General features: G+C 60.2%; 16 protein-coding genes. 12 read left to right on the top strand and 4 right to left on the bottom strand.

The window, feature by feature from the left end; genetic code table 11:
• Positions 1-63: 63 nt before the first annotated feature.
• Together IPP95_12690 and IPP95_12685 are read left to right on the top strand one after the other, a co-directional pair.
• On the top strand, positions 64-1,884 hold the full coding sequence (locus IPP95_12690; GenBank protein QQS72026.1) for an ABC transporter ATP-binding protein: 1,821 nt from the start codon (positions 64-66) through the stop codon (positions 1,882-1,884).
• A gap of 4 nt (positions 1,885-1,888) precedes the next feature.
• On the top strand, positions 1,889-3,010 hold the full coding sequence (locus IPP95_12685) for an acyltransferase (protein ID QQS72025.1): 1,122 nt from the start codon (positions 1,889-1,891) through the stop codon (positions 3,008-3,010).
• A gap of 12 nt (positions 3,011-3,022) precedes the next feature.
• On the opposite strand, the gene IPP95_12680 is transcribed toward IPP95_12685, so the two are convergent.
• From IPP95_12680 to IPP95_12665, 4 genes are all read right to left on the bottom strand, one after another.
• A complete protein-coding gene (locus IPP95_12680) occupies positions 3,023-5,293 on the bottom strand; it encodes a transglycosylase domain-containing protein (protein ID QQS72024.1) in 2,271 nt (756 codons plus the stop codon).
• A 54-nt stretch (positions 5,294-5,347) separates the two neighbouring features.
• The gene (gene hflX / locus IPP95_12675; protein ID QQS72023.1) at positions 5,348-6,592 is read right to left on the bottom strand and encodes a GTPase HflX; all 1,245 of its coding nucleotides are present in this window, start codon (positions 6,590-6,592) and stop codon (positions 5,348-5,350) included.
• 210 nt (positions 6,593-6,802) lie between these two features.
• Positions 6,803-7,111, bottom strand: a complete 309-nt coding sequence (locus IPP95_12670) for a cytochrome c (protein ID QQS72022.1) — start codon at positions 7,109-7,111, stop codon at positions 6,803-6,805.
• A 20-nt stretch (positions 7,112-7,131) separates the two neighbouring features.
• Positions 7,132-7,605: a hypothetical protein gene (locus IPP95_12665; protein ID QQS72021.1), complete on the bottom strand. Its 474-nt coding sequence runs from the start codon at positions 7,603-7,605 to the stop codon at positions 7,132-7,134.
• 109 nt (positions 7,606-7,714) lie between these two features.
• On the opposite strand from IPP95_12665, the gene IPP95_12660 reads away from it, so the two are divergent.
• From IPP95_12660 to IPP95_12615, 10 genes are all read left to right on the top strand, one after another.
• Positions 7,715-10,756: an amidohydrolase family protein gene (locus IPP95_12660; GenBank protein ID QQS72020.1), complete on the top strand. Its 3,042-nt coding sequence runs from the start codon at positions 7,715-7,717 to the stop codon at positions 10,754-10,756.
• Positions 10,753-12,051 carry an amidohydrolase family protein gene (locus tag IPP95_12655; protein QQS72019.1) on the top strand — a complete coding sequence of 433 codons (1,299 nt, stop codon included), beginning with the start codon at positions 10,753-10,755 and terminating at the stop codon, positions 12,049-12,051. Before IPP95_12660 ends, IPP95_12655 begins: the two co-directional genes overlap by 4 nt.
• Before the next feature lie 229 nt (positions 12,052-12,280).
• Complete coding sequence (gene cysQ, locus IPP95_12650) at positions 12,281-13,090, top strand: 3'(2'),5'-bisphosphate nucleotidase CysQ (protein ID QQS74266.1); 810 nt, start codon at positions 12,281-12,283, stop codon at positions 13,088-13,090.
• A gap of 119 nt (positions 13,091-13,209) precedes the next feature.
• Positions 13,210-14,343, top strand: a complete 1,134-nt coding sequence (gene gmd / locus IPP95_12645) for a GDP-mannose 4,6-dehydratase (protein ID QQS74265.1) — start codon at positions 13,210-13,212, stop codon at positions 14,341-14,343.
• A gap of 96 nt (positions 14,344-14,439) precedes the next feature.
• The gene (locus IPP95_12640; GenBank protein ID QQS72018.1) at positions 14,440-15,378 is read left to right on the top strand and encodes a GDP-L-fucose synthase; all 939 of its coding nucleotides are present in this window, start codon (positions 14,440-14,442) and stop codon (positions 15,376-15,378) included.
• Positions 15,379-15,471: 93 nt separating this feature from the next.
• Positions 15,472-15,726: a hypothetical protein gene (locus IPP95_12635; GenBank protein ID QQS72017.1), complete on the top strand. Its 255-nt coding sequence runs from the start codon at positions 15,472-15,474 to the stop codon at positions 15,724-15,726.
• Positions 15,723-16,511, top strand: a complete 789-nt coding sequence (locus IPP95_12630; protein ID QQS72016.1) for a hypothetical protein — start codon at positions 15,723-15,725, stop codon at positions 16,509-16,511. Before IPP95_12635 ends, IPP95_12630 begins: the two co-directional genes overlap by 4 nt.
• A 120-nt stretch (positions 16,512-16,631) precedes the next feature.
• A complete protein-coding gene (locus tag IPP95_12625; GenBank protein QQS72015.1) occupies positions 16,632-18,155 on the top strand; it encodes a hypothetical protein in 1,524 nt (507 codons plus the stop codon).
• Between the two features lie 14 nt (positions 18,156-18,169).
• A complete protein-coding gene (locus IPP95_12620; GenBank protein ID QQS72014.1) occupies positions 18,170-19,288 on the top strand; it encodes an undecaprenyl/decaprenyl-phosphate alpha-N-acetylglucosaminyl 1-phosphate transferase in 1,119 nt (372 codons plus the stop codon).
• On the top strand, positions 19,285-20,877 hold the full coding sequence (locus IPP95_12615) for a hypothetical protein (protein ID QQS72013.1): 1,593 nt from the start codon (positions 19,285-19,287) through the stop codon (positions 20,875-20,877). Before IPP95_12620 ends, IPP95_12615 begins: the two co-directional genes overlap by 4 nt.
• Positions 20,878-20,893: the final 16 nt, after the last annotated feature.

Below are 20,893 nucleotides of genomic sequence, written 5' to 3'. Positions count from 1 at the left end.
CCCTTCGTGGTATCTCCCTTATCGGACCAGCGGTACACCTTCCGAATACCTTTGCCACTTTCCATGAAGAATTTCCTCCGCATCATGCGCTTCGGCCGGCCGTATGGCCGGTATGCGCTGATGAACGGTGTGTTCAACCTGCTGGCCACCGTGTTCCACCTGGCCAGCATGCTGCTTTTTATACCCTTTCTGCGGCTCCTGCTGGGGCAGACAAAAGCGGTGTATGAAAAACCAGTGCTCGCTTGGGACAAGGCGTCCTTGGAACAGGGCTTCAATTGGTCCCTCACACACTTGATCGAACTGCACGGCCAGATCGGTGCCCTGGGGATCATCTGCAGTACGGTGGTCGCCATGTTCCTGTTGAAGAACGTGTTCCGCTACCTCGCCGTGCGCTCCATCTGCACCTTCCGCAACCGGATCATCCGTGATGTGCGTTCCAAGATCTTCGATAAGATGTTGGAGCTGCCGTTGCGCTACCACAACGACGAGCGTAAAGGCAACTTGCTCTCCCTCATCACCAACGATATGCAGGTGCTGGAATACTCGGTGATGTATTCCATCGAAATGGTGTTCCGGGAGCCGATCGCGGTGATCCTGTTCCTCGGCACCATGGTGACGCTCTCGCCGCAGCTCACCTTGTGGTCACTGCTGCTGCTGCCCATCAGCGGGCTCATCATCTCGCGCATCAGCAAGAGCCTGAAGCGCCGCAGCACGCGCGTGCAGGAGAAAAGCGCCGACCTGCTGGGCCGTGTGGAAGAGACCCTCACGGGCATGCGTGTGGTGAAGGCCTTCAACGGTGAAGATGCCATGCGGCGCCGGTTCGAGCAGGAGAACGAACTGCTCATGCGCTCCAGCATCAGTATGCTGAACCGGCAGGACGTGGCCTCCCCCTTGAGCGAGACCTTGGGCACGGCCGTGATGGCGGCGATCGCATTCCTCGGAGGCACCTTGGTGTTAGGTCCCGATGCCAGCCTCAGCGGTGACAGCTTCTTAGGCTTCATCATCATCTTCTCGCAATTGCTCACGCCGATCAAGGGCTTTTCCCAAGGATACTCCGGCATCGTGCGCGGGTCTTCCAGCGCCCAGCGCGTTTTCGACCTGTTGGAAACACCGAACACCGTGGTGGAGAAACCGGACGCAAGGCCCATCGCCGCGTTCACGGAGAAGGTTGAATTCAAGGACGTGTCGTTCGCATACGATGAGAAACCGGTGCTTCAGCATGTCGACCTCACCGTTCCAAAGGGAAAAAGCGTAGCGCTCGTCGGCACCAGCGGCGGTGGAAAGACCACCTTGGCCGGGCTTCTCCCGCGCTTCTTCGATGTTACAGGAGGTGCTGTAACGATCGATGGTGCCGACCTCCGCGACCTGCGCATCAAGGACCTGCGCGCATTGATGGGCATCGTGACCCAGGACAGCCTGTTGTTCAACGAGAGCATAGCATCCAATATCGCCTTCGGTAGGCCGGGCATCAGCGAGACTGATATCCAGCGCGCCGCGGAGATCGCCAATGCGCATGAGTTCATCGTCCGCATGCCGAACGGCTATCAAACGAGTATCGGTGACGCCGGGAACCGCTTGAGCGGCGGGCAGAAACAGCGCATCGCCATCGCGCGTGCCGTGCTGGGCGACCCGGCGATCCTCATCTTGGACGAGGCCACTTCAGCATTGGACACCGAAAGCGAACGGCTGGTGCAGGACGCGCTCTTCAAGCTGATGAAGGACCGGACCTCCTTGGTGATCGCGCACCGCCTGAGCACGATCCAGCATTGCGATGAGATCATCGTGCTGGACCGCGGCCACATCATCGAACGCGGCACGCACGCACAGTTGTTCGCCGCAGAAGGGCAATACCGCAAACTCTGCGACCTGCAGGCCTTCGCCTAAGCCGATGAGCGGCGAACGCGTTGGTGGACGGATCTTCGGCCTCGACGTGATGCGCGCCATGGCGGGTGTGATGGTGATGCTCGCCCACACGAGCCATTTGGTGGCCGATCATTGGCCCCGCTTCCCGGTCGTTCCTTCCATCGATTGGGTCGGTGTGTTCTTCGTGCTGAGCGGCTATCTGATCGGTGGCATGTTGCTGGACGCTTCGTCCAAGCCGGGCCCAGCTCCTTTGCGCTTCCTCGATTTCATGCAACGGCGCTGGTTGCGCACGCTCCCGAACTACTACCTCTTTCTGCTGCTGAACATCCTCTTGGTATCCGTGGGCGCCGCACCGGGCATGCTCGGGCACATGACCGCTGCCTACGCGGTGTTCATGCAGAACTTCCACCTTCCGTTGGACCTGTTCTTCTGGGAATCCTGGTCGCTTGCGGTCGAGGAGTGGTTCTACCTGCTGTTCCCCCTGATCGTCTTCGGGACGATCGCGCTTTTCGGACTGCGCGGCAGAAATGCATTCCTGTTGGCTTGCGTGCTGTTCATCGTCCTCCCGGTCGTGGGGCGTTCCAGCGTCGCGCACCATGTTCTTGAACAGACCACTTGGGCACTTTGGATACACAAGCTGGTGATCACGCGGCTGGATGCGCCGGGGTACGGCATGCTGGCGGCTTGGGTGGCGCGGGGCTGGCCGATACCATGGAGGCGGGTACGCTGGCCCGCAATACTGCTGGGCCTCTATCTCCTGCTCACCTATTGCACCCGTGGCTACGACGCTGCGCCCCGCTTCGCCACCTTTGCCTTGGAAAGTCTCGAACCCTTCTCCGTGGCCCTGTTCCTTCCGATCCTTTCAGGCTGGAAGAACGGCAGCGTGTTCCAGCGCCCCATGCGCGGCCTCAGCCTCATCACCTATGCGATCTACCTGGTCCACCTGCCCATGCTCTACCTCTTTGGCCATCGCGTCCCCGATCCCGTGGCCTGGAAATGTGCCATGTACTACGCCTTGTTCTTAGGTGCCACGGTCACCATAGCCGCATTGATCTACCGGTTCTGGGAGCGGCCTTTCATGCAGCTGCGGGCACCGCTGGGCCGTTGGCTGGCGCGCCATTGGCCAAGTTCCGGCACCGCCGTCTGAGGTTCATGCCTCCTATTCCTTCTTCGGGAACAGCCGCTGGAAGAATCCCCCCTTCTCCTCTTCCTTTCGCTCCGGCTCTTCCGGGTCGTGCTGCTTGTCCACGGAACCGGGTTCCCGCTGGAAGATCACGTCCAAGAAGCGATCGATGAGGTTGCTCGATCGGCGTGGCTCGCAGTTCATGTCGATCTCCGTGCTGTCCTCCGGGAAAGCCTGGAGATAGGCCTTGCGCATGATGGATGAGCGTTCCACCTCGGCCAGCGTGCCCCCGATGATGGGCAACGCCAACTGCGCCCCGGTACCTAGGCCGCTGCTGAAATGGACGGCCGGGTCACGGGCGCCCACCCATGTCCCCGCCACCAATCCCGGCGTGTAGGCCATGAACCACGCATCGCTGTAATCCTGTGAGGTGCCTGTCTTTCCCGCCAAAGCGGCACGTACACCGAAGCGAGAGCGTATGGAGGCACCGGTGCCATGGTCCACCGCACGTCGCAACATCGCCGTGACTGCTTCCGCGACCTCCTCATCGAGCGCACGCTTGGCGGAAGCCATCCGGCCCTGGTAGATCACCTTCCCATGGGCATCAGTGATCTTCTCGATCATCTGCGGGTCGCGCACCAGGCCCCCGTTCGCAAAAGCGGAATAGGCCCGCACGATCTCCTTCAAGGAAATATCCGCGGCACCCAAGGCCAACGATGGATTGTCGACCCCGCCAATAGGCAGGCCAAGAGACTTGAACGTGTCTCGGATGGTGCCCACCCCGGTGCGGAAATAGAGATCCACCGTGGGGATGTTCATCGAATGCACCAATGCGTACCACATCGCCACTTGCCCACCGATGCTGTCCTTTTCGAAGTTCTCCGGCGACCAGCCGTCATATTCGTCATAGGTCTTCCGCTCGTTGTTCAAATAGGTGCAGGGGGCCAATCCCTTGCGCAGACCGGCAGCATAGATCACCGGTTTGATGGTGGAGGCGATCGGCCGGTGGCTTTCCACCTGATCGAAAGGAAGGGTGCGGAAGTCGTTGCCACCACTGTACGCACGCACCTTTCCGCTGGAAGGATCCACCATCAGGAAGGCCGCTTGCAGCATGCTGTGATAGTGCCACAGGCTGTCGCGGTAGCTCATGGTGTCCGGCGGTGCATCGTTCCACGTGAACACATCGCGCACGGACTTTTCATTTGTACTCCAAGCTGCCGTGGCCCTTTTCCCTTGGGACTTCTCCCAGCTTTTCCGTGCGTTCTGCGCGCGCAACTGGTTGTCCAGTTTGGGCTGCATGGAGGAGAGCTGCTTCTGCACCGCCCGCAAGGCGGCCTGTTGTAATGAGGTGTCCAACGTGGTGTAGATCCGCAGGCCGTCCTTCTCAATGTCGTAGGAAGTACTGCTCTTCTTCCCCAGATCAGCAAGGATCGCCTTGGCCTGCTTCGTCACTTGCGCATCGAAATAGCCGTAGGCGTCCAGCGCATCGACGCCTGCGTACCGGATCATCAGCGGAAGCGCCTGCAGGCTGTCCCGAAGCTTGTTGGAGAGTTTACCGTTACCCGCCATCAGCGCCAGCACCTGGTCGCGTCTACGCTTCGCCGCCTCGGGATGCAACCTCGGATTGTAGCCGGTGTTCGCCTTCAACATGCCGACGAGCACCGCGCCTTCCTCCACCTTCAACTTCGTGGCGGGCTTGCTGAAGTAGCGCTCCGACGCGGCCTCGATGCCGTAGATGTTCTCACCGAACGGGACCGAGTTCAGGTAGAGCGTGATCACGTCCTCCTTGGAATAGACCTTCTCCAAACGCTGCGCCACCAACGCCTCTTTGATCTTGTTCACCGGCACGGTGAGAAATCCGTGGCGTTCCCGGCCGTAGAGGTTCTTGATCAGCTGCTGCGAGATCGTGCTGCCCCCGCCGCCGCTCCGGTCCCGCGCAATGATGGTCCGGAACAGCACGCGCACGTAACTCATCGCGTCCACGCCCTCATGCTCGAAGAAGCGTTGGTCCTCCGTGGAGACGAGCGCGTTCACCACATGCGATGGGATGTCCTTCCAATGCACATTGGTGCGGTCCTCCGCGAAGACTTTGCCGATCACCGCACCGTTCGAGGAGAGGATCAACGTCGCTTCCTCGTTACGCAATGCCGCAAGTTCTTCCGTGCTGGGCAGCTTGCCAAAGACGTCCTTGCGCACGAGGAAGATCAAGATGAAGACGGCGATGAAGCCGACGGCCAGCAGGAGGAAGAGCGTCTTCCAAAGGAATGCTGCTCCTTTGGACGGCTTCTTCTTTTTCTTCTTTGCCATTGCGGGATACCCCGTAAACGATCGCCGATGGAACCAAGAGCTTTCCTTCCCTTCTCACTCCTCCTCCACCGACCAATCCCGGAACAACAGATCTGTTTCGTAAGGATACCGTGCGATGTGGATCGCCTTCACCCGCTCGTACATCAACTTCCGTAGCGTGTCGATGTTGTCCTTCCGTATGGCGGAGATGAAGATGGCTTCCTCGCCGTCCGCGTCCTTGTGGGCGATGCGTGACATCCATGTGCGCTCCATCTCCTCCAAGGTGTATTGGTCCTCCCGCTTGGGTGCGAGGTCGTGCGGGTCGTGCGGTGCGGGTTTGTAGGCGTCGATCTTGTTGAAGACGACGATCACCGGTTTTCCGCCGGCACCGATCTCCTCCAGCGTTTGCCGCACCGTGTTGTACTGGCTCTCGAACTGCGGATGGCTTATGTCAACGATGTGCAGGAGAAGATCAGCCTCTCGTGTTTCATCCAACGTGCTCTTGAAGCTCTCGATCAATTGGTGGGGCAGCTTGCGGATGAAGCCCACCGTATCGCTGAGCAGGAAGGGCAAGTTGCCGAGCACCACCTTGCGCACCGTGGTGTCCAGCGTGGCGAAGAGCTTGTTCTCCGCGAAGACATCGCTCTTGCTCAGCACGTTCATCAGCGTGCTCTTGCCCACGTTGGTATAGCCCACCAAGGCCACGCGCACCAGCTTGCCGCGGTTGCCGCGTTGGGTCTGCTTCTGCCGGTCGATGTCCTTCAGTTGCTTTTTGAGCAGGCTGATGCGGTCGCGCACCAGGCGGCGGTCCGTCTCGATCTCCTTCTCGCCCGCTCCACCGCGTGTACCCGTGCCGCCGCGCTGCCGCTCTAAGTGTGTCCACAGCTTGGTCAGGCGCGGCAGCATGTATTCGTACTGAGCGAGCTCCACTTGTGTCTTGGCGTGAGCGGTACGGGCGCGGCTCGCGAAGATGTCCAGGATCAAGCGCGGGCGGTCGAGCACCGGCCGGTCCAGCTCCTTCTCCAAGTTGCGTTGCTGCGCGGGGGATAGCTCATCATCGAAGATCACGCAGGCATCCGGTGCCTTATCATCGATCCAGGACTTGATCTCGGCGAGCTTGCCGGAACCGATGTGGAACTTGCCGTCCGGCTTGTGCAGGCGTTGGGTGAAGCGCTTCTCCGTGACGATGCCGGCGGTATTGGCGAGGAAGTCCAGCTCGTCCAAATACTCCTCCACCTGCTCGGGCGTCTGGCGGTCAGTGGCAAGGCCGATGAGCACGGCTTTCTCGGCGGTGATGCGGGTTTCTTGTGGGTCGATCATTTCGGATGGAACGCAGACTGCGCTTCGCGCGCCGTCGCCGAAGCGCTTTGGCGAAGGAGCCCGAAGCTAAGCGTAGGCGCGGTGATACTGAAAGGGCTGATGGCCGCGGATCAAATTCTTTGTATGCTCATGTTATTGAACCACGGATAAAAGCGGATAATACTTTTCAATTATTGATCAGGTTGTTGAGCTTGTCGAAATACTGATCTTCTAATTGTCTGACCGGGCCACCTCATGCAAGCTGCGCACATGGTCCACCACTTCCTCGACCTCCTTTTTGGAGAGCCGCTCACCGTAGCCGATCATGCCTGCTTTCCCATTGGTGACGATCGCGATCATCTCGCCCTTGGTCAATGCACTTTTCGTGAGGTCCTTCGCACCGCTCATCTTCAGGTCCCCCATTCGGCCATGGCACATCACGCATTGGTCCCAGAAGATGGCTTCGCCGGGGCTGCCGGGCTTCTCCTCCATGGCGCCACACGCGGCGGAACAGGCCAATAGTACCCCTACAAGGCCCACCAGGGAAAGGATCCCCGGTTTCATAGCCATCCCCGTCCTTCTCCCATTGCGGTTTCGGGCCACGGGATCATTGCCAACATCAACACCAAGGCCAGCAGGTAGAAGATGGCCACGCGCATGTGCTTGCCCCGCTCGGACTTGGCCTTCTTGCTGGAAAGCCGCCCGATGGTGACCAACGCGATCGCGATCACCATCATGCCCATGTGCTCGAATTTCCAATAACGCATGCTGTCCGGGGTCATCCGGTCGAATTTGCCATTTGCGCTATCAAGACCATAAAGAATGAACCCGATCACGAGCTGTACATGGCACAGTATCATCGCCCAAATGGCCACGGCACGTTGCCATGTGATCACCGGCCCGCTCCGGAGCCAGCCCATCAACGCGTTAAAGCCCGCCACGGCCACCGTGAGCAGGATACCCCAGCGGAGCAGGCTGTGGAAGAAGAGAAAGACCGGAGCAAGGTCGATGGGGGTGGCAGCGGCAACGTTCATGGAATTGTGGAGCTTTGGCAGGGTGTCAAAAGTAGCCTGTGGACAAGAACGGCAATTAAAGCGGGAGCGCCTTGGGTGTGCCGCTACCTTGCGCCTTTCTTTCGAGACCGTGCGCATCCATAGCCTCCTGCTGGCCGCTTGGGCCTTTCTGTTCGCTGACTTTACGGCGTCCGCGCAGGAGAACGCACCCGTGAACGGCCCCCATGACCGCGCCGAACTGCCCATCGCGCTGGTCCACGCCACGGTACACGTTTCGCCTACAGAAACCCTGACCGACGCCACGGTGCTGATCCAAGGCGAACGCATCCTTGAAGTCGGGAAAAGGGTGCGCGTGCCCGCCGGTGCCGAGGTGCATGACCTGAGCGGGCTGCACGTGTGGCCCGGCCTCATTGACCCCTTCAGCGACCTCGGCATCGCTGCCCGGGACCGCGGCAAGGCGAAGGAGGTAAAAGGTGCACACTATTGGGACCGCGCCATTGTCGCAAGCACGAACGCGGACGAGCTGTACGTGCCGGATGAGAAGCGCGCGTCCGTATTGCGCGCCCAAGGCTTCACCACCGTGGTGGCCCAGCGCATGGACGGCATTGCCCGCGGCACCGGTTGCGCCATCACACTAGCGGACCGCACTCCTGCGGAAGACATCTTCCTGCCACGTGCCACAGCGAACTTCTCCTTCAACAAAGGCAGCTCGCCGGATGTTTACCCCGGCTCCCTCATGGGCAGCATCGCTTTGTTGCGCCAGGCGCTGTATGACACCCGTTGGTATGCCGCCGGGGGCGAAAAGAAACAGAGCGACGCTGATCTGGAAGCGCTCAACACGCAACTGCAACTGCCACTGGTGTTCGAGGCGGACGGCCACGCGAACATGCTCCGTGCGGCCAAACTCGGCAAGGAGTTCGGGCTGAACTTCATCCTCAAGGGCGGCGGTGATGCTTATCTGCGTCTTGCCGATATCCTCGGCACCGGTTCACCGCTGATCATCCCGCTTGTATTACCGGAGGCATACGATGTGGAGGACCCCTTTGATGCGCTGGAAGTCACCCTCGGCGAATTGAAGGATTGGGAACTTGCACCGTCCAACGCGGGCCGCATCGCTGAGGCTGGCGGCGTCTTCGCCTTCACCGCCCAAGGCCTGAGGGAACCTGCAGAGATGTGGCCCGCACTGCGGCAGATGGTCCGTGCGGGATTGGACACCGCCACGGCCCTCGCAGCACTGACCACCGTACCCGCCCGGCTTTTCCAACTGAGCGATCAGGTGGGCACGTTGGGTCCCGGTGTGCACGCCGACCTCATCATCAGTTCCAAGCATTTGCTGGACCCGGAGAACGTGATCCACGAGACCTGGGCCGATGGCAGGCGTTTCATCCTAAAGCCGCTGGAGAACGAGGATCCGCGCGGCACCTTCGACCTGAACCTTCGCTCCGTGATCCTCAAGCTCCGCGTGAAGGGGACGTCCGAAAAGCCGATAGCCGAAGTACGCAGCGCCGGGGCCGACACCACGTGGGAAAAGGCCATCCTGACCATCGCGGGGCCGGTGGTCTCGCTCTGGTTCCAAGGGGAAAAACTGGGCTTTGCGGGTCCTGTCCGGCTGAACGGCGTGATCCACGACCGGGGCGGCATCTGGGATGGACAAGCCCAAGGCCCCACCGGTGAATGGTTCGCCTGGAGCGCGATAAGGCAACGCGCCAACGGCCGGGGCACGGTGAAGGAAAAAAATGCGCTTGCGGCTTTGGACAGCATCCTTTCGCTGCCCCCGGGCGAGGTGTGGTACCCCATGAACGCCTTCGGCAGCACCCAACTGCCCGACACCGAGACGGTCATTTTCCGCAACGCCACGGTGTGGAGCAACGGTCCGCAAGGCACCCTGCCGAACACCGACGTCTGCATCCGGAAGGGCCGCATCGTCGCCGTGGGGCCAAAGCTCAGCGCGGCCAGCCTCTTCCCAAAGGAACGCTTGACGGTGCCGGAGATCGATGCCTCCGGCATGCACCTCACAAGCGGCATCATCGATGAACATTCCCACATCGGCATCGCGAGCGGCGTGAACGAAGGCGCGCAGTCCGTGACTTCGGAAGTGCGCGTGGGCGATGTGATCGACCCGGACGACATCAACCTGTACCGTGCGCTCGCAGGCGGCGTCACGGCGGTGCAGCAACTGCATGGCTCGGCCAACGCGATAGGCGGGCAAAGCTCATTGATCAAACTGCGCTGGGGCCGCGATGCGGACGATCTCCCCATCGCAGGTGCGCCGGGCTTCATCAAGTTCGCGCTCGGTGAGAACGTAAAACGCAGCAACTGGGGATCTTCTGACCGCTTCCCGCAAACCCGCATGGGCGTGGAGCAAGTGTTCTACGATGCCTTCCACCGGGCGAAGGACTACGCGGCGGAACGGGCGGCTTACGACGCGATGAAGCCCAAGGAGAAAGCGAAGGCCACGCCGCCGCGCCGTGATCTGGAGTTGGACGCCTTGGCGGAGATCCTCGCCGGTACGCGCCACGTCACCTGCCACAGCTATGTGCAGAGCGAGATCCTGATGCTGATGCACGTCGCCGACAGCATGGGCTTCCAAGTGAACACCTTCACCCATGTGCTGGAAGGCTACAAAGTGGCCCGTGAACTGAAGCAGCACGGCGCCAATGCGTCCACCTTCAGCGATTGGTGGGCGTACAAATTCGAGGTGAACGACGCCATCCCGTACAATGCCGCGATCCTGAACGAACAAGGCGTGAACACCTGCATCAACAGCGACGACGCGGAGATGGGGAGGCGCCTGAACCAAGAAGCCGCGAAGACGGTGAAGTACGGCGGTGTTTCCCCGGAGGGCGCTTGGAAGATGGTGACCCTGAACCCTGCGAAAGCCTTACATCTGGACGAGCGAATGGGCAGCGTGGAAGTCGGTAAGGACGCGGACCTCGTTCTTTGGAACGACAACCCGCTCGGCATCCGGGCCAAGGCGATGATGACCTTCGTGGACGGCGTGCGCTACTACGACCGTCGGCGCGATCTGGACCAGCACATGAAGGCCGAGGCAGAGCGCTCACGCATCGTGGCGAAGATGCTCGCCGCCAAGCAGGCAGGCGCTGCCGTGCGCAAGGCGAGGCGCCAGGAACCGGACCAGTGGCATTGTGAGACCATCGGGGAGCATCCATGAGAGCAGCAGCTTCCATCATCGGTATCTGCGCGGTCGCGGCGCTGTTCGCGCAACGGCCTTCCCCCGCCCCGGTGCCGACGAGGTCCATCCTGGTGAAAGGCGGCACCGTGCACGTCGGCGACGGGCGCACCTTCGATGATGGCGCGGTGGGCTTCCGCAACGGCACCATCGATTACGTGGGCTACGGTTATGGCGTGAAAGCCGTCTATGACACCGTGATCAATGCTCCCGGCAGCCAGATCTACCCCGGCTTCATCCTTCCGGACGCTACGCTCGGGCTGGTGGAGATCGATGCCGTGCGGGCTTCCGTGGACGAGGCGGAAATGGGCCGGACGGAACCCGAGGTACGCGCCCTCAGCGCCTATGATGCGGGCTCCAAGATCATCCCCACGGTGCGGGCCAACGGGGTGCTGCTGGCGCAGATCGCCCCGCGCGGCAATGTGATCAGCGGCACCAGCGGCATCGTGCAATTGGACGCTTGGAACAATAACGACGCGGTGGTGTGCGCCGGGGATGGTATCCACCTGAACTGGCCGGAAGCGTTCCAACACACGGGCTGGTGGGCCGAGCCGGGCACCACGGAAAAAGAAGAGGCCGACAAGCGGGCAAAAGATCTCGCTGAGATCCGCGCGTTCTTCCTGCGCGCCAAAGCCTATGCGGAACTGGCGCAGCCGGAAAAGACGGACCTCCGGCTGGAGGCCGTGCGCGGTCTTTTCAACGGAAAGAGATCGCTCTTCGTCCATACCAATGCCGTACGCGAGATCCAAGAAGCAGTGCTCTTTACCCGGGAGATGGGCGTGCAGCGTACCGTGATCGTCGGAGGCTACGACGCTTGGCGTGTGGCCGACCTGCTCCGTGAAAAAAAAGTGGACGTGATCTTGCAACGCCTGCACACGTTGCCCCAGCGCGAGGATGAGGACGTGGACCTGCCCTATCGCCTTCCCGCCATGCTCAAGGAACGCGGCGTACGATTCTGCCTCGGATACAGCGGCGATATGGAGCGAATGGGTTCACGCAACCTGGGCTTCCTCGCCGGGACCGCCAGCGCCTACGGGCTTTCCCGTGAGGATGCGCTACGCGCGATCACGCTCGACGCAGCTGCGATCCTCGGCATCGACAAGCGCTACGGCAGTCTGGAGGCCGGCAAGTCCGCCACGCTTTTCATCTCCACCGGCGATGCGTTGGACATGCGCACCAACAACGTCACCGAGGCCTTCATCGACGGTAGACGGATCTCTCTGGACGATGGCCAGAAACAGCTCTGGCAGCAGTATGAGGAGCGGTACCGGAGGTAGTTGTCAGTTGTCAGTTGTCAGGCTTGGCCGCGATGATGTTTCCCAACTTCATCGCAAATCATGAAGCCCGTCATGGACACGTCGTTGGAGAAGCGATATCCTCAACTCTGCTCACCGTATTCCCCCATCAAATGGCACCGATCCGAACTGCGTCGATCCACTCTTTCAGCGTCATCAGCGTTCCATCCATCGAGCTACCTTCGCCGCCATGAGCGAACTTCTTCCCCTGATGGACCGTGCGATCGCAGCCGCCTTCGCAGCCGGCCGCGAGATCTTGGACGTCTATTCCCGCCCCATCAACGTCGAATTGAAGGACGATAGAAGTCCCCTCACCGAGGCGGACAAGCGCGCGCATGCCGCCATCGCGAAGGAGCTGGAAAAGACCGGCCTGCCCGTGCTCAGCGAGGAAGGCAAGCATCTCCCTCCCGCCGAACGACAGGCGTGGGGCATGTACTGGCTCGTGGACCCCGTGGACGGCACCAAGGAATTCATCAAGCGCAACGGGGAGTTCACGGTGAACATCGCCCTGATGGCAAAGGACGCTGAGCCCGCCGGAAGCCTCGGATCACACCGGCCGGTTGCCGGGGTGCTATACGTGCCCGTGAAGGACATCCTCTACCTCGCGTGGAAGGATGGCGGCTCCTACCGGCTGGAAAAAGCAACAACCTTCACCGGCAAGACCGCGTATGAAGCCGCTGCCAGCGCAATGCGCCTGCCCATGCCGCACCACAGGGAAGCCTTCACCATCGTAGCCAGCCGCTCGCACGCTTCCCCCGATACCGACGCCTACATCCAACGCATGGAGAAGGAACACGGCAAGGTGGCTACCGTGAGCATGGGCAGCGCGCTGAAGATCTGCTTGGTGGCCGAAGGAGCCGCCGATGCCTATCCGCGCTATGCACCCACCATGGAGTGGGACACCGCCGCAGGCCATGCCATCGCCGATGAGGCCGGGAAGAGCCTTGTGGACATCAGCACCGGCCAGCCGATGCGCTACAACAAATACGACCTGTTGAACCAGTGGTTCATCGTTCAATAAAACCGAGAAGGAAGAGAGACATGGCAAAGAAGAAAACGGCCGCAAAGGCCACCCCCTCCAAAAAGACAAAGCCCGTCACGGCAAAAAAGGCACCCGCCAAAACCGCCGCTGCGAGAAAGGTGACAGCCAGGTCCGCCCCGAAAAAAGCCGCTCCAAAAAAGGGAAAACGCAAGGTCGCTCTCATCACCGGCATCACCGGACAGGATGGGGCCTACCTCAGCGAATTGCTGCTGAACAAGGGCTACGAGGTGCATGGCGTGAAGCGCCGCAGTTCGCTCCTCAACACGGACCGCATCGACCACCTCTACCACGACAAGCACGAGAAGGGCCTCCCCTTCTTCCTGCACTACGGCGACCTCACCGACAGTGTCAACTGCGTCCGCTTGGTACAGCAGATCCAGCCGGACGAGATCTACAACCTTGCCGCCATGAGCCATGTGGCCGTGAGCTTCGAACTGCCGGAATACACCGCCAACGCGGACGGCATCGGTACGCTGCGTTTTTTAGAGGCCATCCGCATTCTCGGCCTTGAGAAGAAGACGCGCTTCTACCAGGCCAGCACCAGCGAGCTTTACGGCGGCGTGATCCACAGCGCGCAGAACGAGGAGACGCCTTTCTACCCGCGCAGCCCCTACGGCGTGGCGAAGCTGTACGGCTTTTGGATCACCAAGAACTACCGCGAGAGCTACGGCATCTTCGCTTGCAACGGCATCCTCTTCAACCACGAGAGCCCGCTGCGCGGCGAGACCTTCGTGACCCGCAAGATCACGCGTGCAGCGGCCAAGATCAAGCTGGGCCTGCAGGACACCCTGTACTTGGGCAACATGGACAGCAAGCGCGACTGGGGCCATGCGAAGGACTACGTGGAGGGCATGTGGCGCATGCTGCAAGCCAAGAAACCGGACGACTTCGTGCTCGCCACCGGCAAAACCTACACCGTACGCCACTTCGTGGACCTCGCCTTCGCAGAGGCCGGCATGAAACTGGAATGGAAAGGCAAGGGCGTGAAGGAAAGAGGCATCGATAAAAAAACCGGAAAGACCGTTGTGTCCATCGACGCGCGCTACTACCGCCCGGCGGAAGTGGACCACCTTGAGGGGGACCCCAGTAAGGCCCGCAGGGTGCTCGGCTGGAAGCACACCTACGAACTGAAAGACCTCGTGAAGGAAATGGTGCGCGAGGACGTAAAGCTCTTCGAGCGCGACGTATACCTGAAGAAAGGCGGACACAAGATCCTCAACGAGGAGGAGTGATCGCCATGTGCGTTACGGGTTAACCGGTACGGGTTCGGGTGTTGCAACCCGCCAACCCGTAACTCGCCAACCCGTAACCGTTTAACTATTGTTTCCATGGAAAAGCAAGACAAGATCTACATCGCAGGACACCGCGGCATGGTGGGAAGCGCCATCACGCGCCGCCTCCAGAAGGACGGCTTCAACAACATCGTGGCCCGCACCAGCAGCGAGCTGGACCTGAAAGACCAGGCCGCGGTGCGCGACTTCTTCCGCAGGGAAAAGCCAGATCACGTGGTGCTCGCAGCGGCGAAGGTGGGCGGCATCCAGGCCAACAATACCTACCGCGCGCAGTTCATCTACGAGAACCTGATGATCCAGAACAACGTGATCCATCAGGCCTACGAGAACGGCGTGAAGCGACTGCTCTTCCTCGGATCATCCTGCATCTATCCGAAGCTCGCGCCGCAGCCGCTAAAGGAGGAAAGCCTGCTCACCGGATTACTGGAGGAGACCAACGAACCTTACGCCATCGCCAAGATCGCCGGCATCAAAATGGTGGAGAGCTACCGCCGCCAATACGGCTGCGACTACATCAGCGCCATGCCCACCAACCTCTACGGGCCCAACGACAACTACGACCTGAAAAACAGCCACGTGATGCCCGCGCTGATCCGCAAGTTCCATGCGGCCAAGCAGGAAGGCGCGCCGACCGTGGAGGTCTGGGGCACGGGATCGCCCATGCGCGAATTCCTCCATGTGAACGATCTGGCCGACGCCTGCTTCTTCCTGCTGAAGAACTACCACGAGGAACTCTTCGTCAACATCGGCACCGGCACCGACCTCACCATCAAGGCCCTCGCGGAATTGATCAAGGACATCGTCGGCTTTGACGGTGAATTGAAGTGGGACAGCAGCAAGCCCGATGGCACGCCGCGCAAGCTGATGGACGTCTCCCACCTGCACAACATGGGCTGGAAGCATACCATCGAATTGCGTGATGGCATCACCGAGGTGTACGAGGCTTTTAAGAAGTACGAGGGGGCGAAAGTGTAAGGGGGCAGTTATCCCGTTGATCGGCCAACGTCCGGAATGCTTCAAGGGAACTTGGCTACATTGTCGTTACCAAATCAACTGCGGATGGCCATTATGAAGGAAGTCACCTCCTTTGAGGATATCAAGGTCCAGATCGTTACCTCCTTCCCGGACTTGCTCGTATTCGTGACCAAAAACAAGTCCGAGGCCAAAGGCAGCGATGCCATCTGGTTTTTCGACACCTCCTTTCCGGACAAGAAGATCAAGTTCGTGACCAGTTTTCCGGACCTCAAGGTGCAATACGTGAATTCCAAGAGCCAATCGGGCTGGCGCAACAAAGCGCATAAGCTGCAACATCGGATCGGATGAGCGACCCGACCAAGGATGATGTTTCCCTGCTGAGTCCTGAGTACGACGCGCTTTTCGCGAAGGCTGTAGAGGGCTTCGTTGCTCGCATGAGGGGAGAACCAGCTTATCTCAATGAAGAGTATTGCCTCTTCTATCCCTCCTTCGGAAATCCCGAAAAGAAGAGATCGGACATCATCGTTTATGGACAAGCACCCAACACTTGGGAAATTAAAATCAATCTGAACAAATGGGACCTTGTCCCTGTCGTCCTTACCCGTGATGCACGGAACTTCTCAAATACCGTGGATGACCCGATTGATGAGGTCGGCCCCTTGGATTGGATCAACCTGAATTGGAGTGCGTACCAGCTTTATCGCTCCTTCTTTTGGCAGACTTCATACAAGGTTGTCTCAGACTACCATGGGTTTGACAGGGAAAGACGGACATGGTGCGAGCACCTCGTGTGGTCCAACCTGATGAAGATCGCTCCAGCGGAAGGCGGGAATCCGGATATGTCGGAGTATGCTGCACATGAACCCAAGGCGGTCGAATTGTTCCAATTAGAGCTGGACGAACTCAAGCCGAAGTATGCCATCGTGCTCACCAATTGGGAATGGGCCGAGCCGTTCATCAATCACTTGGGGATCGAACTGCCCCACAAGATCGATCCTGACCAAATGATCCATTGGCATGGTAGTTACGGACCGACCAAGATCATTGTCACCAAGCGACCTTACATTGGGGGAAGGTCCGATGACTATGCTGCGGAGATCCTTAAGCTCATGGACAAGGGCGAACACGCTTGATCACCGCAGCCCTCTTCACCGCCCACCTCCCTTCCTCTACCTTCGGCCCCGGTCCGAAAAGGGATGCTCCGCTCTTGCCCCCGCATATTCACCGCTCTTGGAGCGCTCCTGTCAGCGCTGTTGGCCTTAGCACAGCAGAACGATATTCCGCTGAACCGGGACATCTACTACGACCTGGACCGCAACGGGGCGGAGAAGAGCAGCACGATGCATACGGGCATGCGGCCCATCATCCAAAGCCGCGCGGACCTGCATAACGTGATGGGCTTCCGGCCGGACAGCTCGCACCAGTACTATTGGATCACGCAAAAGTTGATCAAGGAACACTTGATCAACGTGAAGGACGGTGGCTTCAAAATGACCATCGACCCCGTGCTGCAGTTTGAGCTTGGCCAGGAATTTCAAGAGAACGACCTGTTCACGAACGAACTTTTTCTGAGCCACAATGGACGCGGGTTCCAGCTTGCCGTGGACTTGGGTCCCACGGTCTCCTTCCAAAGCTCCTTCTACGAAAACCAGGCCGTGCTGCCTGCCTATCTCTACCGTTATGCCCAGATCCAAGGCGTGGTGCCCGGCCAAGGGCGCATCAAGACCTTCAACTCGCGCGGTTTGGACTTTGCCTGGGCCACCGGCAACGTGAGCTGGTCACCGCGACCGTGGTTCAACGCGCAGCTCGGGCAGGGGCGGCACTTCGTGGGCAACGGCTACCGTTCGGTGCTGCTCAGCGACAACGCCTCGCCTTATCCGTACGTGAAGTTCAGCGCGCTCACCACCAACAAGCGTTTCCAGTACACCACCATTTTCGCGAAGTTGCAACTGGTGGGCGAGGCGAACCGGTTGCCCACGGGTGAGGCCAGTGAATCGCTCTTCTATTGGAAGCGCGCCTCCTTCCAATACCTGAGCGTAAACCTCGGCCCTGTACAATTGGGCCTGTTCGAGGGCACCCTGTGGAAGACGATCGACACAAGCGGTGTGCGCCCCTTCAATGCCATGCAGATGAACCCGGTGATCGGGGTGAACACCATCGTGAACGGCTTCGACGGCCCCAACACCCAAGTGCTGGGCGTAGACGCCAAGTACAAGGTCACGGACAAGATGTTCGCCTACGGACAATTCGCACTCACGGATCCGGGCCGCAGCCGTTATGCATGGCAGGTAGGCATGCAGTGGTTCGACCTGTTCCGGAAGGACCTGCACCTGCTGGCGGAATTCAACCAGGCTACGCCCTACGCCTATGTAAGGAACGAAGCGCGCATGAGCTGGACGCACAACAACCAGCCATTGGCCTCGCCCTTGGGCACGAGCTATGCCGAAGCCGTGCTGCGCGTGGATTATGGGATCCGGCAGAAGATCTGGTTCCAAGGTGAACTGAGCATGGAGCAACACCCCTTTGCCTCCGGGATCGAGGATGTACCGGGAAGCACCATCTTCGGCCCGGACATGCCCATAGGCACCACGGGCAAGCAACAGCAGCGGCTCTATGCCGGACTCAATGTTTCCTGGCGGATGAACCAGATGACCAACATGCAGCTCACGCTGGGTTATTCCATGCGGGACCTCCAACCGGCACGGACCGACCGTAACAGCGGCGTGCTCTACATCGCTTGGCATACCGGACTATTCAACAGGTACTACGATATTTGACCATTGGCTGAACGGTGAAAGAGCACGGATACATATTGCTGATGGGCTTCCTCACCGCGTTCTTCGTGGTGCTCTTCACCATGCCCAGCCTCATCAAGGTGGCCCGGATGAAGCATTTGGTGGACGAGCCGACCGAGGGGCGCAAGCTCCATAGCCGCAGCGTGCCCACCATCGGGGGCATCATCATCTTCGCCGCCATCATCTTCAGCTACAGCCTGTGGTTCCCGCATGCCCGGGCCGACCTTGCGGGAACCATGGCTGATTTCCACGCGCTCTACATCGAAATGGGCACGGCCTACGCGGACTTCAAGATCGTGATCGCCGTAATGGTGCTGCTGTTCTTCATCGGAGTGAAGGACGACATCATCGGCTTCTCCCCGGTGAAGAAACTGGTGGGCCATTTCGTGGTGGCGTACATCCTGGTGATCATGGGCGACATCCGCATCCGCGACATGCACGGGATCCTCGGGCTTTACGAGCTCGCCAATGAGGTGAGCATCGCTTTCTCCTTCTTCACCTACATCGTGCTGGTGAACGCATTCAACCTCATCGACGGCGTGGACGGCCTGGCGGGCGGCATCGGCCTGATCAGTGCCGTGGCGTACGGCTTTTGGCTGTATTGGGCAGGTGATGTGGCATTGGCACTGCTTGCCTTCACGCTGGCCGGTGCGTTGGTGGGCTTTCTCATTTTCAACACCCACCCTGCGCGCATCTTCATGGGTGATAGCGGCTCGCTGATCATCGGTGCCATCCTGAGCGTGCTGGCCATGCGCGTGGTGGACCACGACACCGCGCGACTGCCCGTCTGGCTGCGCACCGTGCCCACGCCCTTGTTCGCCATGTCCGTGATCGCCTTCCCGCTGGTGGACACCTTCCGCGTTTTCGTGGTGCGCATGGCACGTGGCACCTCCCCGTTCCTGGCGGACAGGAACCACATCCACCACCGGCTGCTAGCGCTCGGCCTGGGCCATCGCGGCACGGTGGCCGTGCTCTATGCCTATGCCATCGCTATCATCCTTCTGAGCCTCACCACCCGCGACGTACTGCCGAACAAGGGACTGCTGTTGCTCGGTGTCGCCGCGTTCGGGCTGGCCATGGTGCCTTTCTTCATCCGCAAACGGGACAAGGCATGATCCGGGGACTTTGCCTTTTGGCGCTCACGGCGCCCGTTTCCGTATTCGCCCAACAAGGACTGCTTCCGTTGAGCGGAACGGTGGACGCGCCATGGACCGCCCTCATACACCGGTCCGACGTCGCTGCACACAGCGCCGTCCGACCCTACTTCCGCGATGATCTGAAAGCCGTGGCCGCCGCCGACACGGTCCTTCCTTCCGCTTGGAAACCATGGATGGACCGCATGGCCGACCCCGCCCACCGCTGGTACGGAGGGCCACTGGTCGATGCCTTGGCCGGTGCATCCTTCGGGGAAAATGACTTGCTGAAGTATCGCGCCGGCCTAGGAGGTTGGGTGGGTTGGAACGCCACGCCGCGCCTCACCTTCGGAGTGGACGTGGAAGCCTGGACCGAAATGCTGCCCAACTATCTGGACAGCGCAACGCGGGCCTCGGAGGTCACGCCCGGCGAAGGTTTTGCGCACCGTTCCGGTAACACAGTGGCCCATTATGACTGGAATGCTTATGCCGACTACAAGGCCGGGGAGTATTTCCATATCACCCTGGGCAAGGGCCGCAATTTTATCGGGGAAGGCCACCGGTCGCTCTTTCTCAGCGATGAGGCATACAGCTATCCTTACTTCAAGATCACCACCACCGCATGGCACATCCGGTATGTGAACCTCTTCACCCTGATGGACGATATCCGCGGCGCGGGAGGCGACCCGACGCGTTTTGCCAAGAAGTTCACCAGCATGCACTACCTCAGCTGGAACGTCTCCAAGCGCTTGAACGTAGGGCTGTTCGAGGCGATCGTATGGCAGGACAACGACCCGAAATATCCGCGCGGCTTTGACCTCTCGTATGTGAACCCGGTGATCTTCTACCGGCCGGTGGAATACGGCCTCGGCTCCCCTGACAATGCCCTGCTCGGGATCGCACTGAACATGAAGTTGGGTAAAAAGATCCAGCTCTATTCCCAGGTGATCCTGGACGAATTCCTTCTCGGGAACGTTCGTGCCGGGGCAGGATGGTACGGCAACAAGCAGGGGGTGCAAGTGGGTGCGGTGGCGCATGACGCGTTCCGCCAGAAAGGGCTGATGCTCCGGGGCGAAGTGAATTATGTGAGGCCCTTCATGTACACGCACACGGACACCCGGCAGAACTATGCGCACTACGGCGAACCGCTGGCGCATCCGTACGGCAGCGGCTTTCTGGAAGGCTTGGCAGAGGGAGAGTGGCGTCACGGGCGCTGGCTGATCGGTGATATCCTCAGCTACGCGATCATGGGCCGCGACACGGCCTCCGGACCCAATAATAGCTATGGCAACAACATCTATCTGCCGGAGGACGACCGGGTACTCACGGATGAGGGGAAGTTCCAGAGCTATGGCTACTACCTGGGCGAGCCGGCCCAACAGACGGTGGTCCAGAACGAACTGCGGGCCGGCTGGCTGCTCGAACCGCGATCGGGGATCATGTTGGAACTGGCATGGACCTACCGCGCTGAGACCGGCGGCGAAGCGCCTTCGTTGATGACGAACTACGTGCGGGCCGGGATCTCGTCCAACCTGCACAACAGCCACCGCTTCCGAACGGTGCGCCACTGACCGCCCAACAGGGATC

The sequence above is a fragment of the Flavobacteriales bacterium genome, from assembly GCA_016700415.1.
GTDB lineage: Bacteria > Bacteroidota > Bacteroidia > Flavobacteriales_F > PHOS-HE28 > PHOS-HE28.
This window is presented reverse-complemented; position numbering and strand designations above follow the sequence as displayed.